The sequence below is a fragment of the Burkholderia sp. AU33423 genome, assembly GCF_002223135.1.
GTDB lineage: Bacteria > Pseudomonadota > Gammaproteobacteria > Burkholderiales > Burkholderiaceae > Burkholderia > Burkholderia lata_D.
In genome coordinates, this window is the sequence record NZ_NKFH01000007.1 from 2,542,495 (window position 1) to 2,563,440 (window position 20,946).

Sequence of the window (20,946 nt, forward strand, 5' to 3'; positions counted from 1 at the left end):
CGCTGTCGTGGTTGCGGCATTCAGCCCTTGAACTGGGCGATCTGGTACACGACGCTGCCGTCGCCGCTGTGCAGTTCGTCGATCACGCGGCAATTGGCGTGGCTGTGGCGCACGTGACGGAATTGCTCCGGCGTGTATTTCAGGCAGACGTTGGTGATCAGATGCCCGTCGGCCCCGGCTTTCGATACCGGCTGCAACGTGACCGCCACGTGGAACTGGTCGCCGAGCAGATTGAGCCGGACGATCGACACATGGTGCTCGCCGAGCGGCTCGAAGCCCTGCTGCCGGCTGACGACTTCGGAAAACCGCACCATGTTCTCGTTCCGGTAGAAGTTGTAGATGGGCTCCTCTCTCCCCTCGACCAGCAACTGCATCTCCGACACGACGTAGGTCGACTTGCCGCCGAGATTGCGGATGAGCCGGCCGATCGTCACGGGCAATTCGTTGCCTTCCTGGAAACCGAGCATCGTGATGAACGTCACGTCCTGGCCCACGTCGATGTGGTTCCATTGCACGTTCCGGTAATCGTCGGCGATGTAGTTGAAACAGCCGGGCGTTTTCAGGAACGGCATGATCGCGTGCCGCATCGCGTCTTCGGACGACTCGTTGATGTCGACGGCCGTATAGCGCAGATGGTCCGGGCCGCAGCCGCTGACGGCCTTCACGAGTTCGGTCGTCTTGACCGGCTCCGGCCCGAGCTCGATGTAATGCACATCGCGGCCGCGCGACAACGTCGCGAGCCGCTCGCTCAACTGGCCGATCGCTTCGCGCAACGAACCGTTGCCGTCGCGGTCCGCGCACAGCGCGGGGCTCCGCACGCCCAGCTCGTTCAGGTTGCGCATCAGCGAAAACACCTCGCGCCCGGCTTCCTTCCTCCTCGCGTCATCGTCGCTGCGCTTGAGCGTCGAATACTTTTCGTGATTCTCGACCGTCCATACCGACTCGGCCTTCAACTTCCTGTCCCGCACCAATGCATCTACAACGAAATCATTGATCGACATGAATCGTTCCCCGGATACGTGCAACGCGCGACCGGCTGCCTGCCGTTGTCTGCCTGTTGACCGAGAATATGGGATGCCCAATAATTCCGTCAATCGACATTACCTGAATCACTGATTCTGAAAAACCAAATCATGCCGCGCACCCTGGACGTCGACCTGCTGCGAACCTTCCACGCCGTCGCGAAGCTCGGCCGCTTCAAGGATGCGGCCGCTCACGTGAATCGCAGCCCGTCGTCGGTCACCGCGCAGATTCAGAAGCTCGAGGAAATGGTCGCGCAGCGCCTGTTCACGCGAAACAACCAGGCCGTCGAACTCACGCAGTACGGCCACAAGCTGCTGAGCGACACCACCGAGTTTCTGCTGAGCCACGACCGGCTCGTCGAATCGCTGTCGCCGCAGATGCTGACCGGCAAGCTGCGGCTCGGCATCCCCGATTCGTACGCCGCGCACTTCATGGCGGAATTCCTGCCGCGCTTCGCCGCCGACCGGCCGCTGCTCGAACTGACGGTCGAGGCGCGCTCCAGCGAAGAGCTGCAGTCGCTGTTCTCGCGCGGCCAGCTGGACATCACGATCGCCGTGGTGCCGAAAGCGACGCCGCACGGCGAGCTGCTCAGCAAGACCCATCCGGTGTGGGTCGCCGCGCGAACCTTCAAGTTCAATCCCGACGCGCCGCTGCCGATCGCCGTGCAACTGCAGGGCTGCCCGTACCGCGACACCGCACTGAATGCGCTGAAGAAGGCGAAGATCCCGCACCGGATGCTGCTCGAAAGCGCCAGTTCGCCGGCGGTCGAAGCGTGTATCGCGAACGGCCTCGCGGTCGGCCTCATCGAGCACGATCGCGTGTCCGGCAACCTGACGAGCCACGTCGCCGGGATCGTGCTGCCCGATCTCCCGCCGCACCTGATCACCATCCTGACGGACGACAGCAATCGCGCCGCGCTGCATCTGCGCGACGTACTGAAAAGCACGTTCAGGATCGGATGAAGACAAGGCCGGGAACCGGCCTTGCATGAGACAGCAAAAGAGGAAGCGCCGCCGGCCCGTTGCAGGCCGGCGGCTTTCGGCATCAACCGCCGAGGTAGGCTTGCTTGATGCGATCGTTCGCGAGCAGGTTCGCGCCCGTATCGGCGAGCACCACGCGTCCCGTTTCGAGCACGTAGCCGCGATCGGCCACACCCAGCGCCTTGTTCGCGTTCTGCTCGACGAGGAACACCGTGACGCCTTCGTCGCGGATCGTGCGGATGATGTCGAAGATCTGCGCGATCACGAGCGGCGCGAGACCGAGCGTCGGTTCGTCGAGCAGCAGCAGACGCGGCTTGCTCATCAGCGCGCGGCCGATCGCCAGCATCTGCTGTTCGCCGCCCGACATCGTGCCGGCCCGCTGCGTCGCGCGCTCCTTCAGGCGCGGAAACAGCTTGAACACGTGCTCGATGCCGTCGTCGATCTCGTGACGGCTCGCGAAGAAGCCGCCCATCTTCAGGTTCTCGAGCACCGTCAGGCTCGGGAACACGCGCCGCCCTTCCGGCGAGATCGCCATCCCTTGCCGCATGATCTGGTGCGTCGACATCGCGGTGATGTCCTTGCCCTCGAACAGCACGCGGCCCGACGACGCGCGCGGCGTGCCGCACACGGTCATCATCAGCGTCGTCTTGCCGGCGCCGTTGCTGCCGATCAGCGTGACGATCTCGCCCTTGTTCACCTCGATCGACACGCCCGCGAGCGCCTCGACCGCGCCGTAGTGCGTATGGACCTGTTCCAGCTTCAGCATCACTCTTCCCCCAGATACGCCTTGATCACGCGCGGGTCGTTGCGGACCGCTTCCGGCGTGCCGATCACGATCGGCCGGCCGTGCTCCATCACCAGGATGCGGTCGGACACGCCCATCACGAGGCTCATGTCGTGTTCGATCAGCAGCACCGATACGCCGAACTCGCGGCGCAGCTTGTCGATCAGGTGCTGCAGCTCGATCTTCTCCTGCGGGTTGAGGCCGGCCGCCGGCTCGTCGAGCATCAGCAGGCGCGGCTCGGTGATCATGCAGCGCGCGATCTCCAGACGCCGCTGGTGCCCGTACGACAGCGTGCCCGCCGGCCGGTTGGCGACCGACGTCAGCCCCATCCGGTCGAGCCACACGGCCGCGCGTTCGAGCGCTTCCTTCTCGGCACGGCGATACGCGGGCGTCGAGAACAGGCCGGGCAGCAGCCCCGCCTTCACCTTGCGGTGCTGCGCGACGAGCAGGTTCTCGACGACGGTCAGCGACTTGAACAGGCGGATGTTCTGGAACGTCCGCACCAGGCCCTTCAACGCGATCTTGTGGCTCGGCAGCCCTGCGATCGCGTGGCCGTCCAGCACGACGTCGCCGCCAGTCGGCTTATAGAAGCCGCCGACGCAGTTGAACACCGTGGTCTTGCCCGCGCCGTTCGGCCCGATGATCGCGAACACCTCATCGCGACGCACGTCGAAATCGATCCCGTCCACCGCGAGCAACCCGCCGAAGCGCATCTGCAGCCCGGCGACCTTCAACAGTTCCGTATTCGCGCTCATTGCGGCAGCTCCACGTGAGGACGGCTCGCGGGCAGCAGGCCCTGCGGACGCCACATCATCATCAACACCATCACGAGACCGAAGATCAGCATCCGGTACTCGGCGAAGCCGCGCGCGACTTCCGGCAGCACGGTCAGCAGGATCGCCGCGAGAATCACGCCGAGCTGCGAGCCCATCCCGCCGAGCACGACGATCGCGAGGATCAGCGCCGATTCGATGAAGGTGAACGATTCAGGATTCACGAGGCCCTGGCGCGCCGCGAAGAACGCGCCGCCGATACCGGCGAACGCCGCGCCGAGCGTGAACGCCGACAGCTTGATGCGCGTCGGGTTCAGGCCCAGCGAACGGCACGCGATCTCGTCGTCGCGCAGCGCTTCCCACGCACGGCCCATCGGCATGCGGATCAGGCGGCTCGTCACGAACAGCGTGAAGCCGACCAGCACGAGCGCGAGCAGGTACAGGAAGATCACCACGTGGTCGCCGCTGTATTCCAGCCCGATCAGTTCGTGGAAGGTCTTCGCGCCTTCGACGCTCGCGCTGCGCGCCATCTCGTAGCCGAACACGGTCGGTTTCGGAATGCCCGAGATGCCGTCCGGGCCACCCGTGAGGCTCGTCAGGTTGTTCGCGAGCAGGCGGATGATTTCGCCGAAGCCGAGCGTGACGATCGCGAGATAGTCGCCGCGCAGCCGCAGCACCGGGAAGCCGAGCAGGAAGCCGAACGTCGCGGCCGCGATCGCGGCGAGCGGCAGGCATTCCCAGAACGACAGCCCGAAGTACTGGTTCAGCATCGCGTACGTATAGCCGCCGACCGCGTAGAAGCCGACATAGCCGAGATCCAGCAGCCCCGCGAAACCGACCACGATGTTCAGCCCGAGGCCGAGGATCACGTAGATCAGCGCGAGCGTCGCGACGTCCACCGCGCCGCGCGAACCGAAGAACGGCCACACGAGCCCGACCGCGAGCAGCACCCAGACGATTACGCGCTGCTGCTGCGCGCCCATCGCGGGCATGGCCGGCAGCTTCACCGACGATTTCGCGCGCACGAGCCACGGCTTGAACAGCTGGAACAGGAACACGCCCGCGACCGCGATCCATACCGGCCGCCAGTGCGGCGTGAGCACCACCTGGTAGCCTTCGAGCTTCAGTTGCAGCCCGAGCACCGGAATCGTGAGGATCGCCGTCAGGAACGCGGCGGCCACGGCATTTTTCAGCGCCTGGCCGATCGAAGCGTCGGCGGCCGGGCGGCGAACGGAAATGACTTGACTCATCTGCGTCTCCCTCAAACCTTTTCGATGTCCGACTTGCCGAGCAGGCCGGTCGGGCGGAAGAGCAAGATCAGCACGAGCAGGCCGAACGCGACGACGTCCTTGTACTCGGCCGGCATGTAGCCTGCGGCGAAGGTTTCAGCGAGGCCGAGCAGCACGCCGCCGAGCATCGCGCCCGGGATGCTGCCGATCCCGCCGAGCACCGCGGCGGTAAACGCCTTGATGCCCGCGACGAAGCCGATATACGGGTTCAGCTTGCCGATCGTCAGCCCGATCAGCACGCCGCCGACGGCGGCCAGCATCGCGCCGAGCACGAACGTGAACGAAATCACGCGGTTCGTGTCGATGCCGAGCAGGTTCGCCATCTTCATGTCTTCGGCGCATGCGCGGCACGCACGGCCCATCCGCGAATGCGAGATGAACAACGTGAGCGCGATCATCAGCACGAGCGTCACGCAGACGATCATCAGGCGCGAATACGGGATGGTCACGTCGAAGTCGCCACCGAGATGGATGTCAAACGCGCCGGAGATCAGCACCGGCACGGACACGTCGCGCGCACCCTGGCCGATCTGCACGTAGTTCTGCAGGAAGATCGACATGCCGATCGCGGAGATCAGCGGCACGAGGCGCGGGCCGCCGCGCAGCGGCCGATATGCGACGCGCTCGACCGCGAAACCGTACAGGCCGGTGACGATCACCGACACGATCAGCGCGGCGCCGAGCACGAGCGGCAGCGGATAGCCGGCGGAGATGCCGATTGCAGTGAGGGTCACGAGGCCCACGTAGGCGCCGATCATGTAGATCTCGCCGTGGGCGAAGTTGATCATGCCGATGATGCCGTAGACCATCGAATAGCCGATGGCGATCAGCGCATAGATCGCACCCAGCGTCAGGCCGTTGACCAGCTGCTGGGCGAATTGAGGAAAGAAGTCAGTCATGTGCGGGAAGCTCCCGTTGGCGTTGTGTCGCATGCCGTCGCCGGATCACGGCGTGGCCGCGCGCAACGCACGGTGTCGTCTCGGGCCGCCCCATGGCCGCGCAATGGGCAGATGCGCGGACAATACGCACCCGCCCCGTCCGGGTCGCGGACAGGGCGGCATGCGCGGGCGGGTACTCCGTATTACTTGGCGGCGGTCTTCGTCGCGTCCTTGTGCCACGTGTACACGACGAACTTGAACGCCTTCAGGTCGCCCTGTGCGTCATACGCGACCTTGCCGATCGGCGTGTCGAACGTCGTCTTGTGCATGTACGCGGCGACCTTGGTCGGATCGGTCGTCTTCGCTCCGGCGATCGAGTCGGCGATGATCTTCACCGCAGCGTACGACGGCATCTGGAACGGGCCGTTCGGGTCGCGCTTCTTGTCCGCGAACGCCTTCACGAGCGCCGCGTTGGCCGGATCGGCCGAGAAGTCGGCCGGCAGCGTGACGAGCATGCCTTCCGAGGCCGGGCCGGCGATCGCCGTCACGTCCTTGTTGCCCACGCCTTCAGGCCCCATGAACGTGGCCTTCACGCCCTGCTCGCGCGCCTGGCGCATCAGCAGGCCCATTTCCGGGTGGTAGCCGCCGAAGTAGACGAAGTCGACGCCTTGCGACTTCAGCTTCGTGACGATCGCCGAGTAGTCCGAATCGCCGGCATTGACGCCTTCGAACAGCACGACCGGAATCTTCGCGGCTTCGAGGTCCTTCTTCACCGACGACGCGATGCCCTGGCCGTACGACTGCTTGTCGTGCAGGACCGCGACCTTCTTCGGCTTCACGTTGTTGATGATGTAGTGCGCGGCGGCCGGGCCTTGCTGGTCGTCACGGCCGATCGTGCGGAAGATGAAGTGGCGCTTCTTGCCTTCCGTCAGCTGCGGCGCGGTGGCCGACGGCGTGACCATCACGATGCCTTCGTTCTCGTAGATGTCCGAGGCCGGAATCGTCGAACCCGAGCACACGTGGCCGATCACGTACTTGATCTTCTGGCTGACGATCTTGTTGGCGACCGCGACGGCCTGCTTCGGTTCGCATGCGTCGTCCATCATCACGACTTCAAACTTGTTGCCGCCCGCACCGCCTGCAGCGTTGACCTGCTCGATCGCGGTCAGCGCGCCGGCCTTCACCATGTCGCCGTATTGGGCGACCGAACCGCTCATCGGACCAGCGATGGCGATCTTCACGGTTTCCGCGTGCGCGGCGGCGGCGCCGGCGGCGAACAGCACGGCGGCGGAAATGGACGTAAGACGGGACAGCGTCATCTGGGAGCTCCTCGATGTTGTTTAGTCATACGGGCAAAGGCGGCATGACTTGCGCAATCGAACAGCACCCGGGGCGAGGACATGGGACACGCCCGAGACACATAGAAGACGGAACTCCAGCGGAATGTTGCGTAGCGGGGCCCGGCTCTTGCAGTCCCCGAAAGGGGACGTCTGGTTCGGAAAGACATCGTGATGCGTCTTGCATTGCGCAAGCGTTTCGCCTGCCCCGCTTGCCAAATCGCTTGTTCGGAGGGATGGTCCGACAGCCGTTGGCAAGGCAGTCGAAATTATATGGGCGTTTTTAAATCGTCTGTCAAAAATGCCGGTCGACCGAGGGAAAACACGGAGGTTTTGGGTGGCGGTGGTGGCGATGGGGGCGCAACCGAGTGAGGGGCGAGAACGTTTGCCTGGGGTGCAATTGGGTTGCTATGGGGTGGATCGGATTGGGTTGCTACCTTGCTGGGCTTGGCTTTCGGCGATCTCGGATTTCATTCGGTGCGTTTTCGGGCTGCTAAGGGTCCGATCGTCGAAAATCAATCAACTGATGATTGCTTTGGTGGGCACCAACTCGGGGCGGTCGGTCGAAGCGGTCAATCCTACTGTTTACAAACAAAACTAAACATTTGGAAGCTCGTTGTTATTTTAATGAAATAATACGAATTCGCTTCTGCAATCCAGCCAGCCTTCCTGTGAGTCGCGTACGCAGCGCCTCGCAGTCGCTTCAGGGCCGCTTCGACGGCCGTCCGTCGCCCAGCCGCCAGCCAGTGATCTGCCGTTTTTTCTCATCGCATATCACCTGCTTCGGAACGCTGATGAATCACCCTTTCCGCCTCTCTTCCGCCGCCGCGATCGCGTGTGCGCTTTCTGTTTCTACCGCCGATGCTTCCGGGCGCGACTCGCTGACCGATCGGTCGGTGGGTGCCAATGTGTTTCGGTCGGAGCGTCGGGCTGCGGCTCGGGATGACGGGCATGCGGCGCGGATGAGCCACAGTCGCCTGGAGTACGGTGGTCCGTTCGATACGCCTGATACGCGGCCGTTACGGGTGACGGGCGATGCGCTCGTGGTGCCGACGCCTTCGGCTGAGCACGAGCTCGATATGGTATTGCCCTCGAATCGCGTTGCACTTGGTGCGGGTGGGAACGATAGTTTTGGTCGCGCGGTGCCTGGATATGAACAGCGGGAGTTGAACTGGAATGAATATCTGCGGGCTAACGGATCGCGGCCTGCTGGGAGTGGCGGTTCGTATGCGCCGCAGCGGCCGTACGATGCGCCGCGCGGTCCGCATGGGGCGCCGAATCCGTTCGATCCTTCGGTGCCGCAACCGGAAACGCGGACGTTTTATGACAACGGCGCGGGGACGAAGTGCATGGCCACAGGTGGTGCGGGGACGTCGCGGTCGTCTTGCAATATCGGTTGGTGAGGCGCTGGGGGTGGTCGGCTGTGGCTGCCCTACTCGGCACGGTGCGCGACTTCGCACAGCGCGACCGCATCGTGCGACGTTGGCCCTTACAGTTGCGTGATGATCAGCCTGCCCATCCAATCAGGATCTGCACATCGCGCCCGACACAAAACATGCATCATCGATTAGCCACATTCCACCGATCTTCAGACACGAATAAGACTTGCGCGACCTGAGGGAGCGTGATTTTCACGGGCATCCCACATTTCCTATGTCGTTAAGAAACGTTTCCCACGGCAGCATTCCAGGCGCGCTCGAAATCCTCCTCCTTGATTTCGTCATGTGGTGAGATTTCAAGCTCGTCCTTCATCCCGTCAAATAGCAAAAAACCAATATCAGGATTCCAATCGTGCCGGGATGACGACGCGTAGACAGATCCATTGTCAGGTCGACTAATCTGGCGCGTCGCGACACCATCAAAAAATTCCGTGAAAATCTCTCCGAGGCCACATGGAAACTCTGTTCTGGAACAGAAATACTCTTTCCTCATAAGCAACCGATCCGCTTTATTTACGCGCTTCAAAACATCACGTGACCTCTTCTCTTCAACCAAGGAGGTTCCAAGATGTGGCCCGTCTCCTTGTCCTCACATTGCCCCCGCGGTGCCGGTGCCTACGGCAGCGGGTGCATCACATCCCCTGCAGGACTTGCATAGAGTCCCGGCGATACTCCCGCAGCACCATGTAGCCTCGTCAGATTGTGCTTCCGCCGTTCCAGCTCCCGGATTCGGCAACAGCGCGAGTTTGTGGCATGTTCCTGTCGGCTAGAAGTTTTCTCCGTCGGATCCGCAATTATTCGACAACCTCAACGTCCGGATTTAATTTCTGATAGATACCTATAGCCTCTGAGCCGACATTTGAAATCGTACGGACCCCACACGGCTCGAATTTCTCACACACCTGACCTCCATTATCAACATAGCGCCTCCTCAACCGATCATAAAAGCAGTGATTCGGAAAGACATCCATATCCGACTCATTCAGGTGCCCGATATTCTCAAAACCTCCCTCTTCCCTCCAGTCCATCGCCGTAACAAGGGCGGGCGGCACAATCAAATTATTTTTATCCAAAATAAATTTGGAATTTTTCTCAGCGGAAATCCCGTTGTACAGATAAATTATACAAAGCTCCTCCGAGCCATACTTGAAATCATTCTTCACCACGAGACCAGGGATGAACCCAACCCCCTTCATATGCATAACAAATAAATCTCCTTTTTCCGGGGTCGCTTTTTTCCCACCCTCCAGGAGATCAATCACTTCCTTCATTTTCACTTGCTTCATTCGAGTAGATGCCCCCATCCGTTATCCTGCAACCAGTTTCGACCCCATGCTACGGCATCGTTATACAAGGGGCGAATCGGATCAATGCTGTTGTCGATATTCGTAAATTCGCCGCGCTTGGCATCAATTATCGCCGGCTCAACTGATCTCGCCTGATTTATCGGAAGCTGTCCCGTCTCATCTGTAAGCAAATCGAAGTTATAACCAAGGTTTTTGGCGTACTGTGTACACGTTAGCCGTTGGGTATAGGCACACGAGTTCATCTGTGCCCCAAAGTCATCCGTGCAGTGATGGGGAAAGTGAATCGACGCGACCGTCAATCGGCCTCAGCGCGCGACGATTCGAAACAATTTTAATAAATCAGACTCACTATAGAGCGCAGTTCGATACGAACGCGATTTTTGCTCCGTCATTTGGCCGCTTGGATAGAGTCCCGGCGACAGCCCCTTTGTCGGCGGCGGACAACTCGGCGGCGGCGTGCCGTTGATCTTCAACGCCCGCACGGTACGGAACACCAGCACGTTCCCCCTAGGCATGTTCACGACGCTGCCGTACATCGACACCAACTACCGCACCGCCGCTATTTACACGCTCGTTGCACAGGTTTGTGGTTCAAGGTGTTCCGAGATTGAATAGCCACTCGTGATATTTCCTCTTGTCCTGATCGGACAAGATTCCTGCAACAAGATCCCTGGCAAAGTTCTTCTGTGCGTTCATTTCATTTTCAACCGGATTCGCCGCATGCCCACCAATCAACTCGAAACTTTCCAAGTAGTCAATCCGATTTATCAGAACCTCGGCGCATGCAACCAATCGTTCAACATTGTGCCCAGTACACCATTGAGCCAAAAAGGATAGCCCCGCCAGCAAATCAGTCGCCCCCTGGGCCGCAGCGTCGTCTTCCATTTCGACTGCATCAGGATCCCAGTCCACTTGCTCCAGATCACTTAGCGGATTGGAGTTTTCGTTTCCATTCCACACTTGATCCAAGTAGTCGCCAACTCGCTGTCTGATCTGCGTGCTTGTACCCCCCGCATGCGTGGCAAGGAACTCGAATATTGAGTCATCGTGCGCAAGCCCAATGCAACACCAAACACCAAAGCGAGCAAGGTTATCGAACTTCCCTGTAGCAAGAATTGATTCGAGATATTTTTTATGTGCCTCGATATCGAACATACTCATCTCCTAATCAAAAATCCCACCAGCTTGGTCCACGTGGGGCTGGCACGAAGGACACGACGCATTTCTTTGCAATCCGCCCCAAGAGATACCCCAGCGACTAACCTCAGCCCCTTCGGGAAGATTGCGCAAAATAATTCTCTCTGCATGGTTCTCAAGCTTATCAAAACCATCGATAGATCTTTTGCCGTAGAAGATGTTTTCTTCAGGCACCCCCATCTTCATAAGCGCTTGTCGTTGTGCCGGACTTAGTCGGCCTCCGCTTCCCGCTGCAAACAGCTGCGGCTTGCCATTCACATTGGCCTCGACGATAGATACTGTTGAATTTCGAATTGAGCGTGCATCCCCACCACCGGCCAAATTATGGACTTCCTGTGCCTTCCCGCTAAGTTCACCACATGCCCAGCCCCACGGATCGATCCAAGCTAACGGATTGGCAGCGTACCGATAGAGGTTCGTCCCCCCCAGCAAGCCGATCGGGTCCGGATTGATGAAGCGTCCTATATCCGGATCGTAGAACCGGAACGTGTTGTAGTGCAGCCCGGTTTCCCGATCCAGGTACTGTCCTTGGAAACGCAAGTTTTGCGGCCGCGGCACGTGGGCAGGTGTTGCAGAAGCCAATTGCACCTCGCCCCACTCCGGCACCGACTGCTGCGGAGCCCGCGCGATCCACTCCTCCTGTACGGCGTTGCCCCACACTTTGTACCGAGCCTGCCAGACCAGCTCGCCATCGGCGTTAGTCAGTTCCTCCGGCAACCCCGACACATCGTTGTGGAAATAGTAGACCGCATCCCGTGCATTGGCGTCGTTAGCCGCCGCCTTGCCCTGGTCGATCCGTGCCAGCGGCACATAGCTGTTGGACTCATACAAGTACGTCAGCGCTTCCTCGCCCTGACGATCGTGGTACGTCTCCTGCACGAGCCGCATGCCGTCCCACAGGAAGTCCGTACTCGCATAGCCCCCATTGAGCTTCCGAATCCGCCGACCGAACGCGTCGTACTCGAAATGCGTCGTCCCGACACCAAGCCGGTCCTTCGTCACGACGGTCTTCAACTGATTCCAGTCGTCGTACTCAAGTACCAATTCTTTGGCCGGCCCGTGCCCACTCAACTTGCGAACCAGCCGCCCATAGACGTCATACTCGAACCGCTTGTCCTCGAACATCTTGAGCCGGTTGTGCTCTACGAAACCTCCCGGGTGATCGCTCGACACCAGGTTGGCTGCCGCATCCCAACGAAACACTTCCGACGGCAATCCCGGCCCGGCCGCCTGTTCAATGCGACCGGTCGGGTCATACCGATAGCTCGTCGTGCCATAGCGCAGATCCCGCTTCTGGATCACATCTCCCACAGCGTCGTATTGCCATTGCTTTGCCAGCAACTCGTCCGCCGCCCTGCCTCGCTGTGCAACTTGCCGGGCACGACGGCCAACCGCGTCATACCCGAAATGACTCGTCAGCTTGCCTTGCGTCCGCAGAACTTCCCGATGCAGATCATCGCGCTCGATGTCGGCGACTGCGGCACCGTCAACGCGGATCTGGTGCACATGGCCCGACCCGTAATGCAGCCAGTCGATCGTGCGCTCGCCCGAGATCGTGGTGCTGACGCGGTTGCCAAGCTCGTCATAGGTATGCGCAAACCAGCCCGTCGGCGTGTATTCCTCGAGCACCTCACCGCGCGGCCCGTACTTCAGGCTGACCCGATTCTTCAGCGACGAACCACGAGCCCCCAACGTGTACAACTCGGCCGACGCGATTCGGCTCGCCTTGTCGTACAGGTACTCACATCGCTCATGCGTAGCTTGCTTCGCCGTCAGTCGCCCGATCGCATCGCGCTCGTATCGCGTCTCGATCTTTCCATCCCGCACGATCGTGCCTTGGCCGCACACGTCGTATTCGTATGTGCGCTTGTGACCATCGAGCCCGATCTGCGCGGCCACCAAGTCGCGACGGTCATACTGAAAGCGATACGACTCACGATTTTCGTTGGTCAAGCTCGCGAGCCGGAACGCATCGTCGTACCCGAATCGCACGACACGATTAGCCGCGTCAGTACGAGAAAGCAGTAGTCCACGCGGATTGATCTCATACCGCGTGCTGCGCTGATTCGCATCGACAACCTCGACGAGACGCCCGGCCAAGTCATACCGGAACGCCTGACGAGCACCATCGGCCGTCCCGATCCCCGTGACCCGCCCCATCGCATCCGTTTCGTACACGGTCGACTGCCCGGCCGCATCGGTCACGCGCGAAAGCGCACCACGTGCGTCATACGCAAACCGCGTGACCTTGCCGGAACAATCGGTATACGACGTCAACTGTGCACGGCCATTCCATTCAAGGAACTTGTACCCACCCCGCGCATCGCGAATCGTATGCACGAGCCCACGCTCGTCCCGGTGATACTCGGTCGCAAAACCCGCCGGATCGCGCGTCATCGTCAGGTTGCCGCGATCGTCGTAGCGATAGATCCAGCGCGAATTCGCCGGATCGGTTTCCGCTACGGGCAGGTCGTAGTACCCGTTCCACTCGGTCCGCTCGACCTGCCCGAGCGCATCGATGCGCTGCGTCTGACGTCCGCGCTCGTCGTATTCAAAGCGCGTCGTGTTCCCGGCCGGATCGGTCGTGCTGACCAACTGCCGCTTCGCGTTCCACTCCAGCTGCCACACGTGGCCTTCGGCATCCGTATGGCTCGTCGGCTGCTGATCCTCGTTCCACGTCCAGCGCGTCACGCGACCGATCTGGTCGGTAATCGTCACCGACCGCTGCGCGAGATCCGCGTCGAACGTGTACGCTTCGCCGTCATTGGTCCAGTGGCGCACCACACGCGCGTTGCGGCCGACACCCTGCCACGCATAAAAACACTGCAGGCCGCCACGCAACGTGTGCTGGACCATCAGCCCATGCTCGTATGCGAAGCGTCGCCCGATATGGCCGCTCCGATCGGTAACGGCCGCCAGCTCGCCGGCGTTGCTGTACGCGTACCGCACCAGCGTGTCGGGTTGTTCACCGTCGACACCACGGGTCAGTTCGATCGCGGCAATACGTTGCGGATGCAACTTGTCGTAGGACAGTGTCAGCAAGCGACCGGCGCTATCGTGCAACCGCGCAGGCCGCACAACCTCATCGTGCGCTTCTCGCTCGACCTCGATCCAGTTACCGTTGCGATCCTCGAGACGCCAGAGCGTGAGCGTCTCGCCATCCGCATCGGTACGAGCACGACCGAAATCGCGATACACACCGTCGACCGTCTCGACCACATAGTGGCCGCCCTCAGTGCAGATCAGGTAAATACCTTCCGGCACGCTGAAATGGCTCTCACCCGGCGGCACGGCCGGGAACACGATATCGCGCCCCTGCTCGTCCCAGTACGTGATCGACACCACCTCGCCATGTTCACGCGCGAGTCGCAGCTCGACGCTGATCGGCACGCTCCACCCTGTCCCGAACAGGCTGTCGGCGCGATCATCGAGGCTGCTATAGAAACGCTGCCAGACGATCGGCAGCGGCCCGGGCAGGACGAAGTCGGTATCGTCCGTGCCATCGAGCACCTTGCTGCCGGTAATGACGTTGACCGGATGCCCCGCCGAGGGTCTCGCCAGACTACCCAGCCAGGTTCCGAACGCACCCGCCGCGAAATTCATCGCGATACACGGTGCCTTGCTCTTCAGAAAGTCGCCCCAGCTCATCTTCCCGCGGCCGCACACCGCGAGCGCGATACCGAGCGCAGCCCCCAGCCACCCGAGCCGAGTAGCCGACTTCACATCCCGCACCCGCTGCGTCCCACCGCCGATGAAAACGTTGTCCGAGCCTTCGGCAATCGTCCCGTCGCATGTCGTCTTGTCACCGACCCGCGCGGCCGGTTGATTGTTGATATAAACGCTGCCCGACCCGTCGGCAATCATCTGCGGCCCGGGATGATCGGTACACGCAACGGTATCGAGATCGCCCGGTTTCGCCGCCCGCGCCGCCGGCTTGTTGTTGACGTAGACGTTCCCCGACCCACTCGCGATCTTGCCTTTGATCTCAGGCGGCACGAGCGAATTGGCCACCGACTTCGCGCCGTCGTCGATGGCATCGTTCATGCCGCTCGCTTCCATCAGCGCGCCGGAGCCGACCGCCACGCCTACACCGATCGCAATCACGAGCGGCGTCGCCAACCCTGCCGTACCGATTTCGAGCGCGGCGAGGCCGGCGAATATCAGCCCCTCCATCGCCTCTGCCACCAACGCACCGACGATGGCCCCGCCGACCACCGACCCGACCGTGCCGACAAGCTCACCCAGGAGCGACGTGTGCTGGATCGGATCTTCGAAGCGAGCGGCCGCGAAGTTTTCCGCGCTCACGACGCGTCACCCGGCCCGAGCAAGGACGGCCGCGCCGCGCGCGGCTGGAAACTGGCGAGCATGCGTTCGGCGATCGCCTGCTGTTCTTCGGTCAGCGGCGCCGCGCTGGTCAACGTCATCACCAGCACGCGGCCGGCGTCGTCCGACGGAAACATCGTCTGTACCTGATGCCAGAGCCTGCCGTCCCGCTCGAGCGTGGAATCGATCTGGACGCCCGCACGGGAACCGACCGTCACCGGCCGACGCGCCTTCTCGGTCAGCATCCTGGCATCGCGCGACGCCACTTCCCATTCGCGCGCGACGAACGCGTCGAGATTCTCCCCGTCGCGCAACCGTCCGCGGGCGATCACGAGATTGAGGCCACCGGGGCCGACGTTCATCATCAGGATGTTGACGGTGCGGTCGAGCGCCGCGTCCGGCAGTTCGAAGGTGCCTTCGTGGATTGCGTAGTGCATGGCTGGTTTCGTTCGAGTTATTTGTTGAGATCGATGCGCGTGCCGTTGATCATCACGCCGTCGTCGGTCATCAGGATCACGGAGCCCTTGTGCTCGAGGCGGATGCCTTCCGGCGCGAGCGAGATCGAGCTGTCCATCACCTTCAGCAGGATGCCGCGCTCGGCCATGTAAACCTGAGTGCCGCCGCCGCCATCCTTGGCCGGCGTCATCACCTCGACGGTGGTCGCGGTCGTGCTGCGCTTCTCGGCGATCGTCTCGGTCAGGTTGCCCTGCGGGATCTGCTTCTCTTCACTCCCCGTTGCCACCAGCACGGTACGCATCGGCCCCAGCACCTTGTGCGTCTCGTTGTTCTCGACGACGGTGTTCATGTCCTTCTGCGCATGCATGAAGAACTCCTGCATGCCGTTCGTGTCGGTCATGCGGATTTCGTTCGACCCCTGCCCCTTGTGCGTCTGGCTCTTGATCCCCATCGTCTCGCCGGCCGCCCCATGGTATGGGTTGCCCTGCTCGCCGTTGAACACGCGACCGACGATCACCGGGTTATCCGGGTCGCCCTGGTTGAACGCGACCAGCACTTCCTGCTTGATCCGCGGAATCGCGGCCGCGCCCCAGCCGTCGCCCGCCCACGGTTGCGATACACGCACCCACATCGAATCGGAGCCGTCCTTCTTGCCGCGCCGGTCCCACGGGAAATGCACCTTCACGGCGCTGCCGTTCGTGTAGATTTCCTCGCCCTTCGGCCCCACGACGATCGCCGACTGCGTGCCGTGAATCACCGGCTTCGGCGTGCCGCGCGGCGCGCGGTACGGAATCTTCTTCGGCAGCAGCGCAAAGCTGTTGCGATACGGCAGCTTCGCGCTGTGCTGCGTGTAGTCGTTCACCGCCTCGTGACGCACGTGCAGGATCACGTATTCCTGGTTGTTCTCGAGCACCGGGTGATTCGCCACGGTGACGGCGCCCGCCGTGGTCATGCGCCACGCGTAGCCGCCGCCGGTATAGCGATGGGCCTGCGCCTCCTCGGCCTCCATCGCGAAACGCGCGTAGCGGTTGCCGTCGTCGCCGTGGTCGTACAGCGACTGGTGTTCGAACCGCTCGGTCGCGTCGAGCCGCGCATGCTTGAGGTTCTGCGGCCCGGCCTCCACCAGCATCAGCGGCGACGACGGATTCTGGTGGTTGAAGTCGCGGAACGTGACCTTGCCCACGCCGAAGCGCCGGCCCTCGTGCAACTGGTCGATGCCGCTGTCCTCGCTCGCCTCGGTGGCCGCGAACGGCACCGTCGCGAGCCCGTCGATCGGGCGGAACAGCAGGTTCGAATCGCCGATCACCAGGATGTGCTTGTCCTTCTCGTAGCGGTGCGTCCAGACCAGCCCCTCCTGCTCCATCAGCCGTGCGCAGAAGTTGTAGTAGCTCTCCTGGTACATCACGACGTACTCGAGCGGCTTCTGGCTCGTCCGGATATCGAACACGAAATCGGAGAAGCCGTGCTCCTGGAAGATCTCGGTGAGGATGTCCTGCGCGGTCTTGTTCTGGAAGATCCGGCAGTCGGTCGAGCGCGTCAGGAACCAGAACCACGGCACCGCCGTCAGGTGATATTGCGTGACGTTGCCGGGGTTGCCGGCGCGGTCGAACGACGCGACGTAGCCATCGAAGTAACGATCGTTGTCGGCGGCGCCCGATGCGACGACACGCTCGAGCGTCGACAGGCGCGCCTGCTGGTCGAACCGGATCTTGACCTGCTGGCCGATGAGATCCTCGGGGCGCAGGTCGTGGCGATGCGACAGCAGGTCGAGGTGAATCTCCGGCAACCGGTTCACGTGCTCGTCGACGACGGCGGCGCTGACCAGCAGCACGTCCGGGCCGAGCGGCGTATCGAGCGTCACGTAGCGGTTGAGCTGGGTCAGGCGCGCGGGGTTGGCGGCACCGTTGATCGCCTCGGCGATCGCGCCGGGCGTCTTGTCCATCAGCGAGAAGCCGGTCTGCGCGAGCTGCATCGCGCGCTGGACGGTGTCGACGTGCCCGGCCAGGCCCGCGAGCGGCCCGAGGCTGCCGGCGACGCTCGACGCAACCGGGCCGGCGAGACCGCCGAGCGCGCTCAACGAGCCGAGCGCACTACCGCCCATTCCAGTGGGAATACCCCCGTTCGGTGCGAAACTCATTCTTGTTCCTTCTTGTGTTCTCAGGTTCCTGGTGCCGGCTGACCGGCCCGAAGCCCCGATAATGTAGGACAAAATCCGGACGCGTGAAAGACATCTGCAAACGTTTCCGTTCGGGCCCCCGATAGTCCGAAAACAGGCCGGCGGCCGGCCGCCCGGACGCGGCTGCCCATGCCGAATCGCCGCGCCGGCACGCGCGGAACAGGACACAATCTGCATGAAACGTGTGACAGATCCGTACGGGGCGAAGCATCGCCCCCGGTCACGATGAAATAGTGCGAACGCTCGGAACGGAACGCGCGCTTGCAAACGCCGCGGTGCCGCTACACGCTGCCGGTCGTCGCGTTCGATCGGATGTCTTCCATAGCTTTCAAATTACTTTCACACCGTCCAGGAAACCGCACCAGTCACCGCGGCGACACCACGATCGCCGCCCGCCGGTTCTGCGCCCTTCCTCCCGGCGTCCTGTTGTCCCCGACCGGATCGCTCTTCCCTTTCCCGACGATCGCGATGCGCTTTGCATCGAGCCCCACGTCGACCAGTTCGAGGGCAACGACCTCCGCCCGCCGCCTGGACAACTCGAGGTCATACTCGTCCAGGCCTTCCTGGTCCGAATATCCATAGACCCGTACCCCGTTGATCCCCGCCGAGTGGAGCGTGCGACCGATCCTTTCGACGATCCGCCGCACATCGGGCTTGAGGTTGTAGCGATCGAAATCGAACAGGATCGGCCCGGCCGAGCCGAACTCGAAACCCTGCTGGGTTTCCTGGAAACCGGCCGACTTGAGCGCCGTGACCTGCGTCTGCGTCAATCCACGATGAAGCGGCGGCGTCTTGCAGCCTCCCAGCAGCATGCACAAAAGCAGCGCGCTGCCGACGCACATGCGCCCAATGCCCACCGGAAACGTGTTGTTCATCATTGACCTCTTCGATTGCACGCGCATCGCGAGCGCGCTCTCCACCCACTGCCGCGGCCTCGCCCGCAGCGTGAAACGATGCACCTCAGGCCGCCCCCGCGACCCCTTCCGCCAGTTGCCACGAGCCTGGCCGGGCGCGCTTGGCGCGGTACATCGCGGCATCCGCCGCCCGCAGCAAGCCGCTCGCATCCGACGCGTGATCGGGATACAGCGCAACGCCGGCACTCATCATGGTGGCCACCACGCGGCCGTCGGACAGCTCGATCGACGGCGCCATACCGGACAAGATCTCGTCAGCAATACGACATACGCTACCCGCTTCGCGCACGGCCGGCAGCATGACCGCGAATTCGTCGCCGCCCAGGCGCGCGACCAGGTCGGTCTCGCGCACCTGCGTGCGCAGCCGTGACGCGATGCCGATCAGCACCGCGTCGCCGGCGTCGTGGCCGAGGCAGTCGTTGATTTCCTTGAAGCGGTCGCAATCGAGATACAGGATCGCGACCCGCTGCCCCGTCACCGCGGCTTCGCCGAGGGCAAGTGCGAGACGCGACTCGAACTGCACGCGGTTGGGCAACCCCGTAAGCGCATCGTGCGTCGCCTTGTGTTCGAGCGACGCGTTCTCGTCGCGCAGCGTGTTCTGCCACTCTTCGAATTCGTCGAGCAATGCATTGAAGTCGTCGCCGAGCTGGTTGAGTTCGGCAATCGATGTGGGCTCGACGCGCTGCGCGAACGCACGTTCGCGCCGCACCGCGTGCGCGACGCCGGCCAGCGCGCGCAACGGCGAAACGATGCTGCGCAGCAGGCGCTTCGAGCTGATGTACGCACCGATCACGCTGACGGCCAGGCAGCTGAGAATGCCGCCCACGCCGCCAAGCAGGAATCCGAAGAACTGATGGCCACGGCCGCGCACGACGACCTGACCGACGACGATGCCGTCGTGTACCACCGGCGCGGTCACGGGCCCCGGCAGCGCGAGGTCGGCGACAACGCGTTCGAGCCGCGCGATCCCGCTACCGGCGGGCAATTGCCACGTCGCGAACGGCTGGTCCTTGCTATCCGTGACCACCACCTGCGCGACATCTTCATCGATGGCGATCAGCCCGATCGCCTCGGCCGCCGCGACGCGGTCGCCGAACACGAGCGCGGCCTCCACCGTATAGCCGAGCGAACGGGCCAGCAGGTTCAGGTTGTTGCCGGCATACGCACGCAATGCAATCACGGCCACCACGATCAACGACACGGCGGCCATCGCGACGGCGACGAACGCCAGGCGCAGGTGCGCGCGACGCAGCACGCTTTGCAGCGTCGGGCGCGGCACGCGCGACAGCGAAACGGGCCGGACGGGTCGTGTCATGGTGCCCCCGGCCGCCGTGCGAGACTGAGCACGTTCGGATGCACGCGCACGCCGCTGCGTGCGACCGCGTCGAGATTGATGTCGAACGACACGCGTTCGCCGTCGACGTTGAGACAGAACATGCCGCCCGCGGTGCAGGATGGATCGTGTTCCGCAATCGTCAGCACCGGATGGCCGGCTAACGCCGCTCTCACGCGCGCGCGTTCATCCGCGCCCAGGTTGCCGAGATAGACGATGTCGCAGGCCATGCCGAGCGCGGGATCGTCGAAGCGCACACGCTGCACGTCGAGCAGCGTCGAGCCGGCCTGCAGCGTATCGGTCAGGCCGCCCGCATAGTCGGGCCGGCCCGTGACGCATAGATGCAGGCGCACGGGTGTCGTCGGCCAGCGGGTGAAACTGATGATGCCCAGCACGACCTGACGCACGGCCGTGTCGTGTGTCGCAACAGCCGGATCGGCGGGATCCGCGGGGCTTGCGGGCGCAACGATGCGCACCGTGTCGGCCGGATCGAGCGCGTCGGCGGAAGCTCCGGCAAGCATGGCCTGGGCGGCCCCCAGAACGCAAACGATTGCGACCAGCGCGTGGTGCAGCGGAGCGGTTCGGCCGGGACGGCCGGGCGCCGTTCGCGCGGCGATTGCCGCCACGTCCGCTGGCGTCGCTGCAGTCGCGAGACTGACAGCAGACGCGCACACTTTCGCATCCATGATGGCAACATCCGCTGGCGTCGCTCCGGCGCTGCCTCCCGCCTCCCTCCA

The 20,946-nt window shown here is 62.8% G+C and carries 17 protein-coding genes; 2 read left to right on the plus strand and 15 right to left on the minus strand.

The window, feature by feature from the left end:
• Positions 1 to 20: 20 nt before the first annotated feature.
• Positions 21 to 1,001 carry a hypothetical protein gene (locus tag CFB50_RS29960; RefSeq protein WP_089448182.1) on the minus strand — a complete coding sequence of 327 codons (981 nt, stop codon included), beginning with the start codon at positions 999 to 1,001 and terminating at the stop codon, positions 21 to 23.
• 132 nt (positions 1,002 to 1,133) lie between these two features.
• Here CFB50_RS29960 and CFB50_RS29965 point away from each other — a divergent pair, with 132 nt between their 5' ends.
• Positions 1,134 to 1,985 carry a LysR substrate-binding domain-containing protein gene (locus tag CFB50_RS29965; protein WP_069252314.1) on the plus strand — a complete coding sequence of 284 codons (852 nt, stop codon included), beginning with the start codon at positions 1,134 to 1,136 and terminating at the stop codon, positions 1,983 to 1,985.
• Between the two features lie 82 nt (positions 1,986 to 2,067).
• On the opposite strand, the gene CFB50_RS29970 is transcribed toward CFB50_RS29965, so the two are convergent.
• From CFB50_RS29970 to CFB50_RS29990, 5 genes are all read right to left on the minus strand, one after another.
• Positions 2,068 to 2,769, minus strand: a complete 702-nt coding sequence (locus CFB50_RS29970; protein WP_039366289.1) for an ABC transporter ATP-binding protein — start codon at positions 2,767 to 2,769, stop codon at positions 2,068 to 2,070.
• A complete protein-coding gene (livG, locus tag CFB50_RS29975) occupies positions 2,769 to 3,542 on the minus strand; it encodes a high-affinity branched-chain amino acid ABC transporter ATP-binding protein LivG (protein ID WP_089448183.1) in 774 nt (257 codons plus the stop codon). Before livG ends, CFB50_RS29970 begins: the two co-directional genes overlap by 1 nt.
• Positions 3,539 to 4,810 carry a high-affinity branched-chain amino acid ABC transporter permease LivM gene (locus CFB50_RS29980; protein WP_089448184.1) on the minus strand — a complete coding sequence of 424 codons (1,272 nt, stop codon included), beginning with the start codon at positions 4,808 to 4,810 and terminating at the stop codon, positions 3,539 to 3,541. The genes livG and CFB50_RS29980 overlap by 4 nt, the downstream gene beginning before the upstream one ends.
• Before the next feature lie 11 nt (positions 4,811 to 4,821).
• On the minus strand, positions 4,822 to 5,748 hold the full coding sequence (livH, locus tag CFB50_RS29985; RefSeq protein WP_041493199.1) for a high-affinity branched-chain amino acid ABC transporter permease LivH: 927 nt from the start codon (positions 5,746 to 5,748) through the stop codon (positions 4,822 to 4,824).
• A gap of 182 nt (positions 5,749 to 5,930) precedes the next feature.
• On the minus strand, positions 5,931 to 7,046 hold the full coding sequence (locus tag CFB50_RS29990) for a branched-chain amino acid ABC transporter substrate-binding protein (RefSeq protein WP_069252317.1): 1,116 nt from the start codon (positions 7,044 to 7,046) through the stop codon (positions 5,931 to 5,933).
• Positions 7,047 to 7,858: 812 nt separating this feature from the next.
• Between CFB50_RS29990 and CFB50_RS29995 the strand changes: the two genes are divergently transcribed.
• Positions 7,859 to 8,467: a hypothetical protein gene (locus CFB50_RS29995; RefSeq protein ID WP_089448185.1), complete on the plus strand. Its 609-nt coding sequence runs from the start codon at positions 7,859 to 7,861 to the stop codon at positions 8,465 to 8,467.
• A gap of 256 nt (positions 8,468 to 8,723) precedes the next feature.
• Here the strand turns inward: CFB50_RS29995 and CFB50_RS39085 are convergent, their stop codons facing one another.
• The 9 genes from CFB50_RS39085 to CFB50_RS30030 all read right to left on the minus strand — a co-directional run bounded on the left by CFB50_RS39085 (position 8,724) and on the right by CFB50_RS30030 (position 20,895).
• Entirely contained in the window at positions 8,724 to 9,059 is a 336-nt protein-coding gene (locus CFB50_RS39085) for a hypothetical protein (RefSeq protein WP_144020711.1), read from the minus strand.
• 238 nt (positions 9,060 to 9,297) lie between these two features.
• Positions 9,298 to 9,807 carry a hypothetical protein gene (locus CFB50_RS30000; RefSeq protein ID WP_144020712.1) on the minus strand — a complete coding sequence of 170 codons (510 nt, stop codon included), beginning with the start codon at positions 9,805 to 9,807 and terminating at the stop codon, positions 9,298 to 9,300.
• A 594-nt stretch (positions 9,808 to 10,401) separates the two neighbouring features.
• On the minus strand, positions 10,402 to 10,965 hold the full coding sequence (locus CFB50_RS39090; RefSeq protein WP_144020713.1) for a hypothetical protein: 564 nt from the start codon (positions 10,963 to 10,965) through the stop codon (positions 10,402 to 10,404).
• Between the two features lie 9 nt (positions 10,966 to 10,974).
• Positions 10,975 to 15,312: an RHS repeat-associated core domain-containing protein gene (locus CFB50_RS30005; RefSeq protein ID WP_256979344.1), complete on the minus strand. Its 4,338-nt coding sequence runs from the start codon at positions 15,310 to 15,312 to the stop codon at positions 10,975 to 10,977.
• Positions 15,309 to 15,767 (minus strand): DcrB-related protein, encoded by a 459-nt coding sequence (locus CFB50_RS30010; RefSeq protein WP_069252319.1) that lies wholly within the window; start codon positions 15,765 to 15,767, stop codon positions 15,309 to 15,311. The genes CFB50_RS30005 and CFB50_RS30010 overlap by 4 nt, the downstream gene beginning before the upstream one ends.
• A 17-nt stretch (positions 15,768 to 15,784) precedes the next feature.
• Positions 15,785 to 17,923, minus strand: coding sequence for a type VI secretion system Vgr family protein (locus tag CFB50_RS30015; RefSeq protein WP_069252320.1), 2,139 nt, complete (start codon positions 17,921 to 17,923; stop codon positions 15,785 to 15,787).
• Positions 17,924 to 18,327: 404 nt separating this feature from the next.
• The gene (locus CFB50_RS30020; RefSeq protein ID WP_089448457.1) at positions 18,328 to 18,837 is read right to left on the minus strand and encodes an OmpA family protein; all 510 of its coding nucleotides are present in this window, start codon (positions 18,835 to 18,837) and stop codon (positions 18,328 to 18,330) included.
• A gap of 85 nt (positions 18,838 to 18,922) precedes the next feature.
• Complete coding sequence (locus CFB50_RS30025) at positions 18,923 to 20,191, minus strand: diguanylate cyclase domain-containing protein (protein ID WP_089448187.1); 1,269 nt, start codon at positions 20,189 to 20,191, stop codon at positions 18,923 to 18,925.
• A complete protein-coding gene (locus tag CFB50_RS30030) occupies positions 20,188 to 20,895 on the minus strand; it encodes a YfiR family protein (RefSeq protein ID WP_089448188.1) in 708 nt (235 codons plus the stop codon). Before CFB50_RS30030 ends, CFB50_RS30025 begins: the two co-directional genes overlap by 4 nt.
• Between the last annotated feature and the right edge of the window lie 51 nt (positions 20,896 to 20,946).

Excerpts from the sequence above, each read along its gene's own strand:
- CFB50_RS29960 (WP_089448182.1), bottom strand. The coding sequence starts at position 1,001 with ATGTCGATCAATGATTTCGTTGTAGATGCATTGGTGCGGGACAGGAAG.
- CFB50_RS29965 (WP_069252314.1), top strand. The coding sequence starts at position 1,134 with ATGCCGCGCACCCTGGACGTCGACCTGCTGCGAACCTTCCACGCCGTC.
- CFB50_RS29970 (WP_039366289.1), bottom strand. The coding sequence starts at position 2,769 with ATGCTGAAGCTGGAACAGGTCCATACGCACTACGGCGCGGTCGAGGCG.
- livG (WP_089448183.1), bottom strand. The coding sequence starts at position 3,542 with ATGAGCGCGAATACGGAACTGTTGAAGGTCGCCGGGCTGCAGATGCGC.
- CFB50_RS29980 (WP_089448184.1), bottom strand. The coding sequence starts at position 4,810 with ATGAGTCAAGTCATTTCCGTTCGCCGCCCGGCCGCCGACGCTTCGATC.
- livH (WP_041493199.1), bottom strand. The coding sequence starts at position 5,748 with ATGACTGACTTCTTTCCTCAATTCGCCCAGCAGCTGGTCAACGGCCTG.
- CFB50_RS29990 (WP_069252317.1), bottom strand. The coding sequence starts at position 7,046 with ATGACGCTGTCCCGTCTTACGTCCATTTCCGCCGCCGTGCTGTTCGCC.
- CFB50_RS29995 (WP_089448185.1), top strand. The coding sequence starts at position 7,859 with ATGAATCACCCTTTCCGCCTCTCTTCCGCCGCCGCGATCGCGTGTGCG.
- CFB50_RS30000 (WP_144020712.1), bottom strand. The coding sequence starts at position 9,807 with ATGGGGGCATCTACTCGAATGAAGCAAGTGAAAATGAAGGAAGTGATT.
- CFB50_RS39090 (WP_144020713.1), bottom strand. The coding sequence starts at position 10,965 with ATGTTCGATATCGAGGCACATAAAAAATATCTCGAATCAATTCTTGCT.
- CFB50_RS30010 (WP_069252319.1), bottom strand. The coding sequence starts at position 15,767 with ATGCACTACGCAATCCACGAAGGCACCTTCGAACTGCCGGACGCGGCG.
- CFB50_RS30015 (WP_069252320.1), bottom strand. The coding sequence starts at position 17,923 with ATGAGTTTCGCACCGAACGGGGGTATTCCCACTGGAATGGGCGGTAGT.
- CFB50_RS30020 (WP_089448457.1), bottom strand. The coding sequence starts at position 18,837 with ATGAACAACACGTTTCCGGTGGGCATTGGGCGCATGTGCGTCGGCAGC.
- CFB50_RS30025 (WP_089448187.1), bottom strand. The coding sequence starts at position 20,191 with ATGACACGACCCGTCCGGCCCGTTTCGCTGTCGCGCGTGCCGCGCCCG.
- CFB50_RS30030 (WP_089448188.1), bottom strand. The coding sequence starts at position 20,895 with ATGGATGCGAAAGTGTGCGCGTCTGCTGTCAGTCTCGCGACTGCAGCG.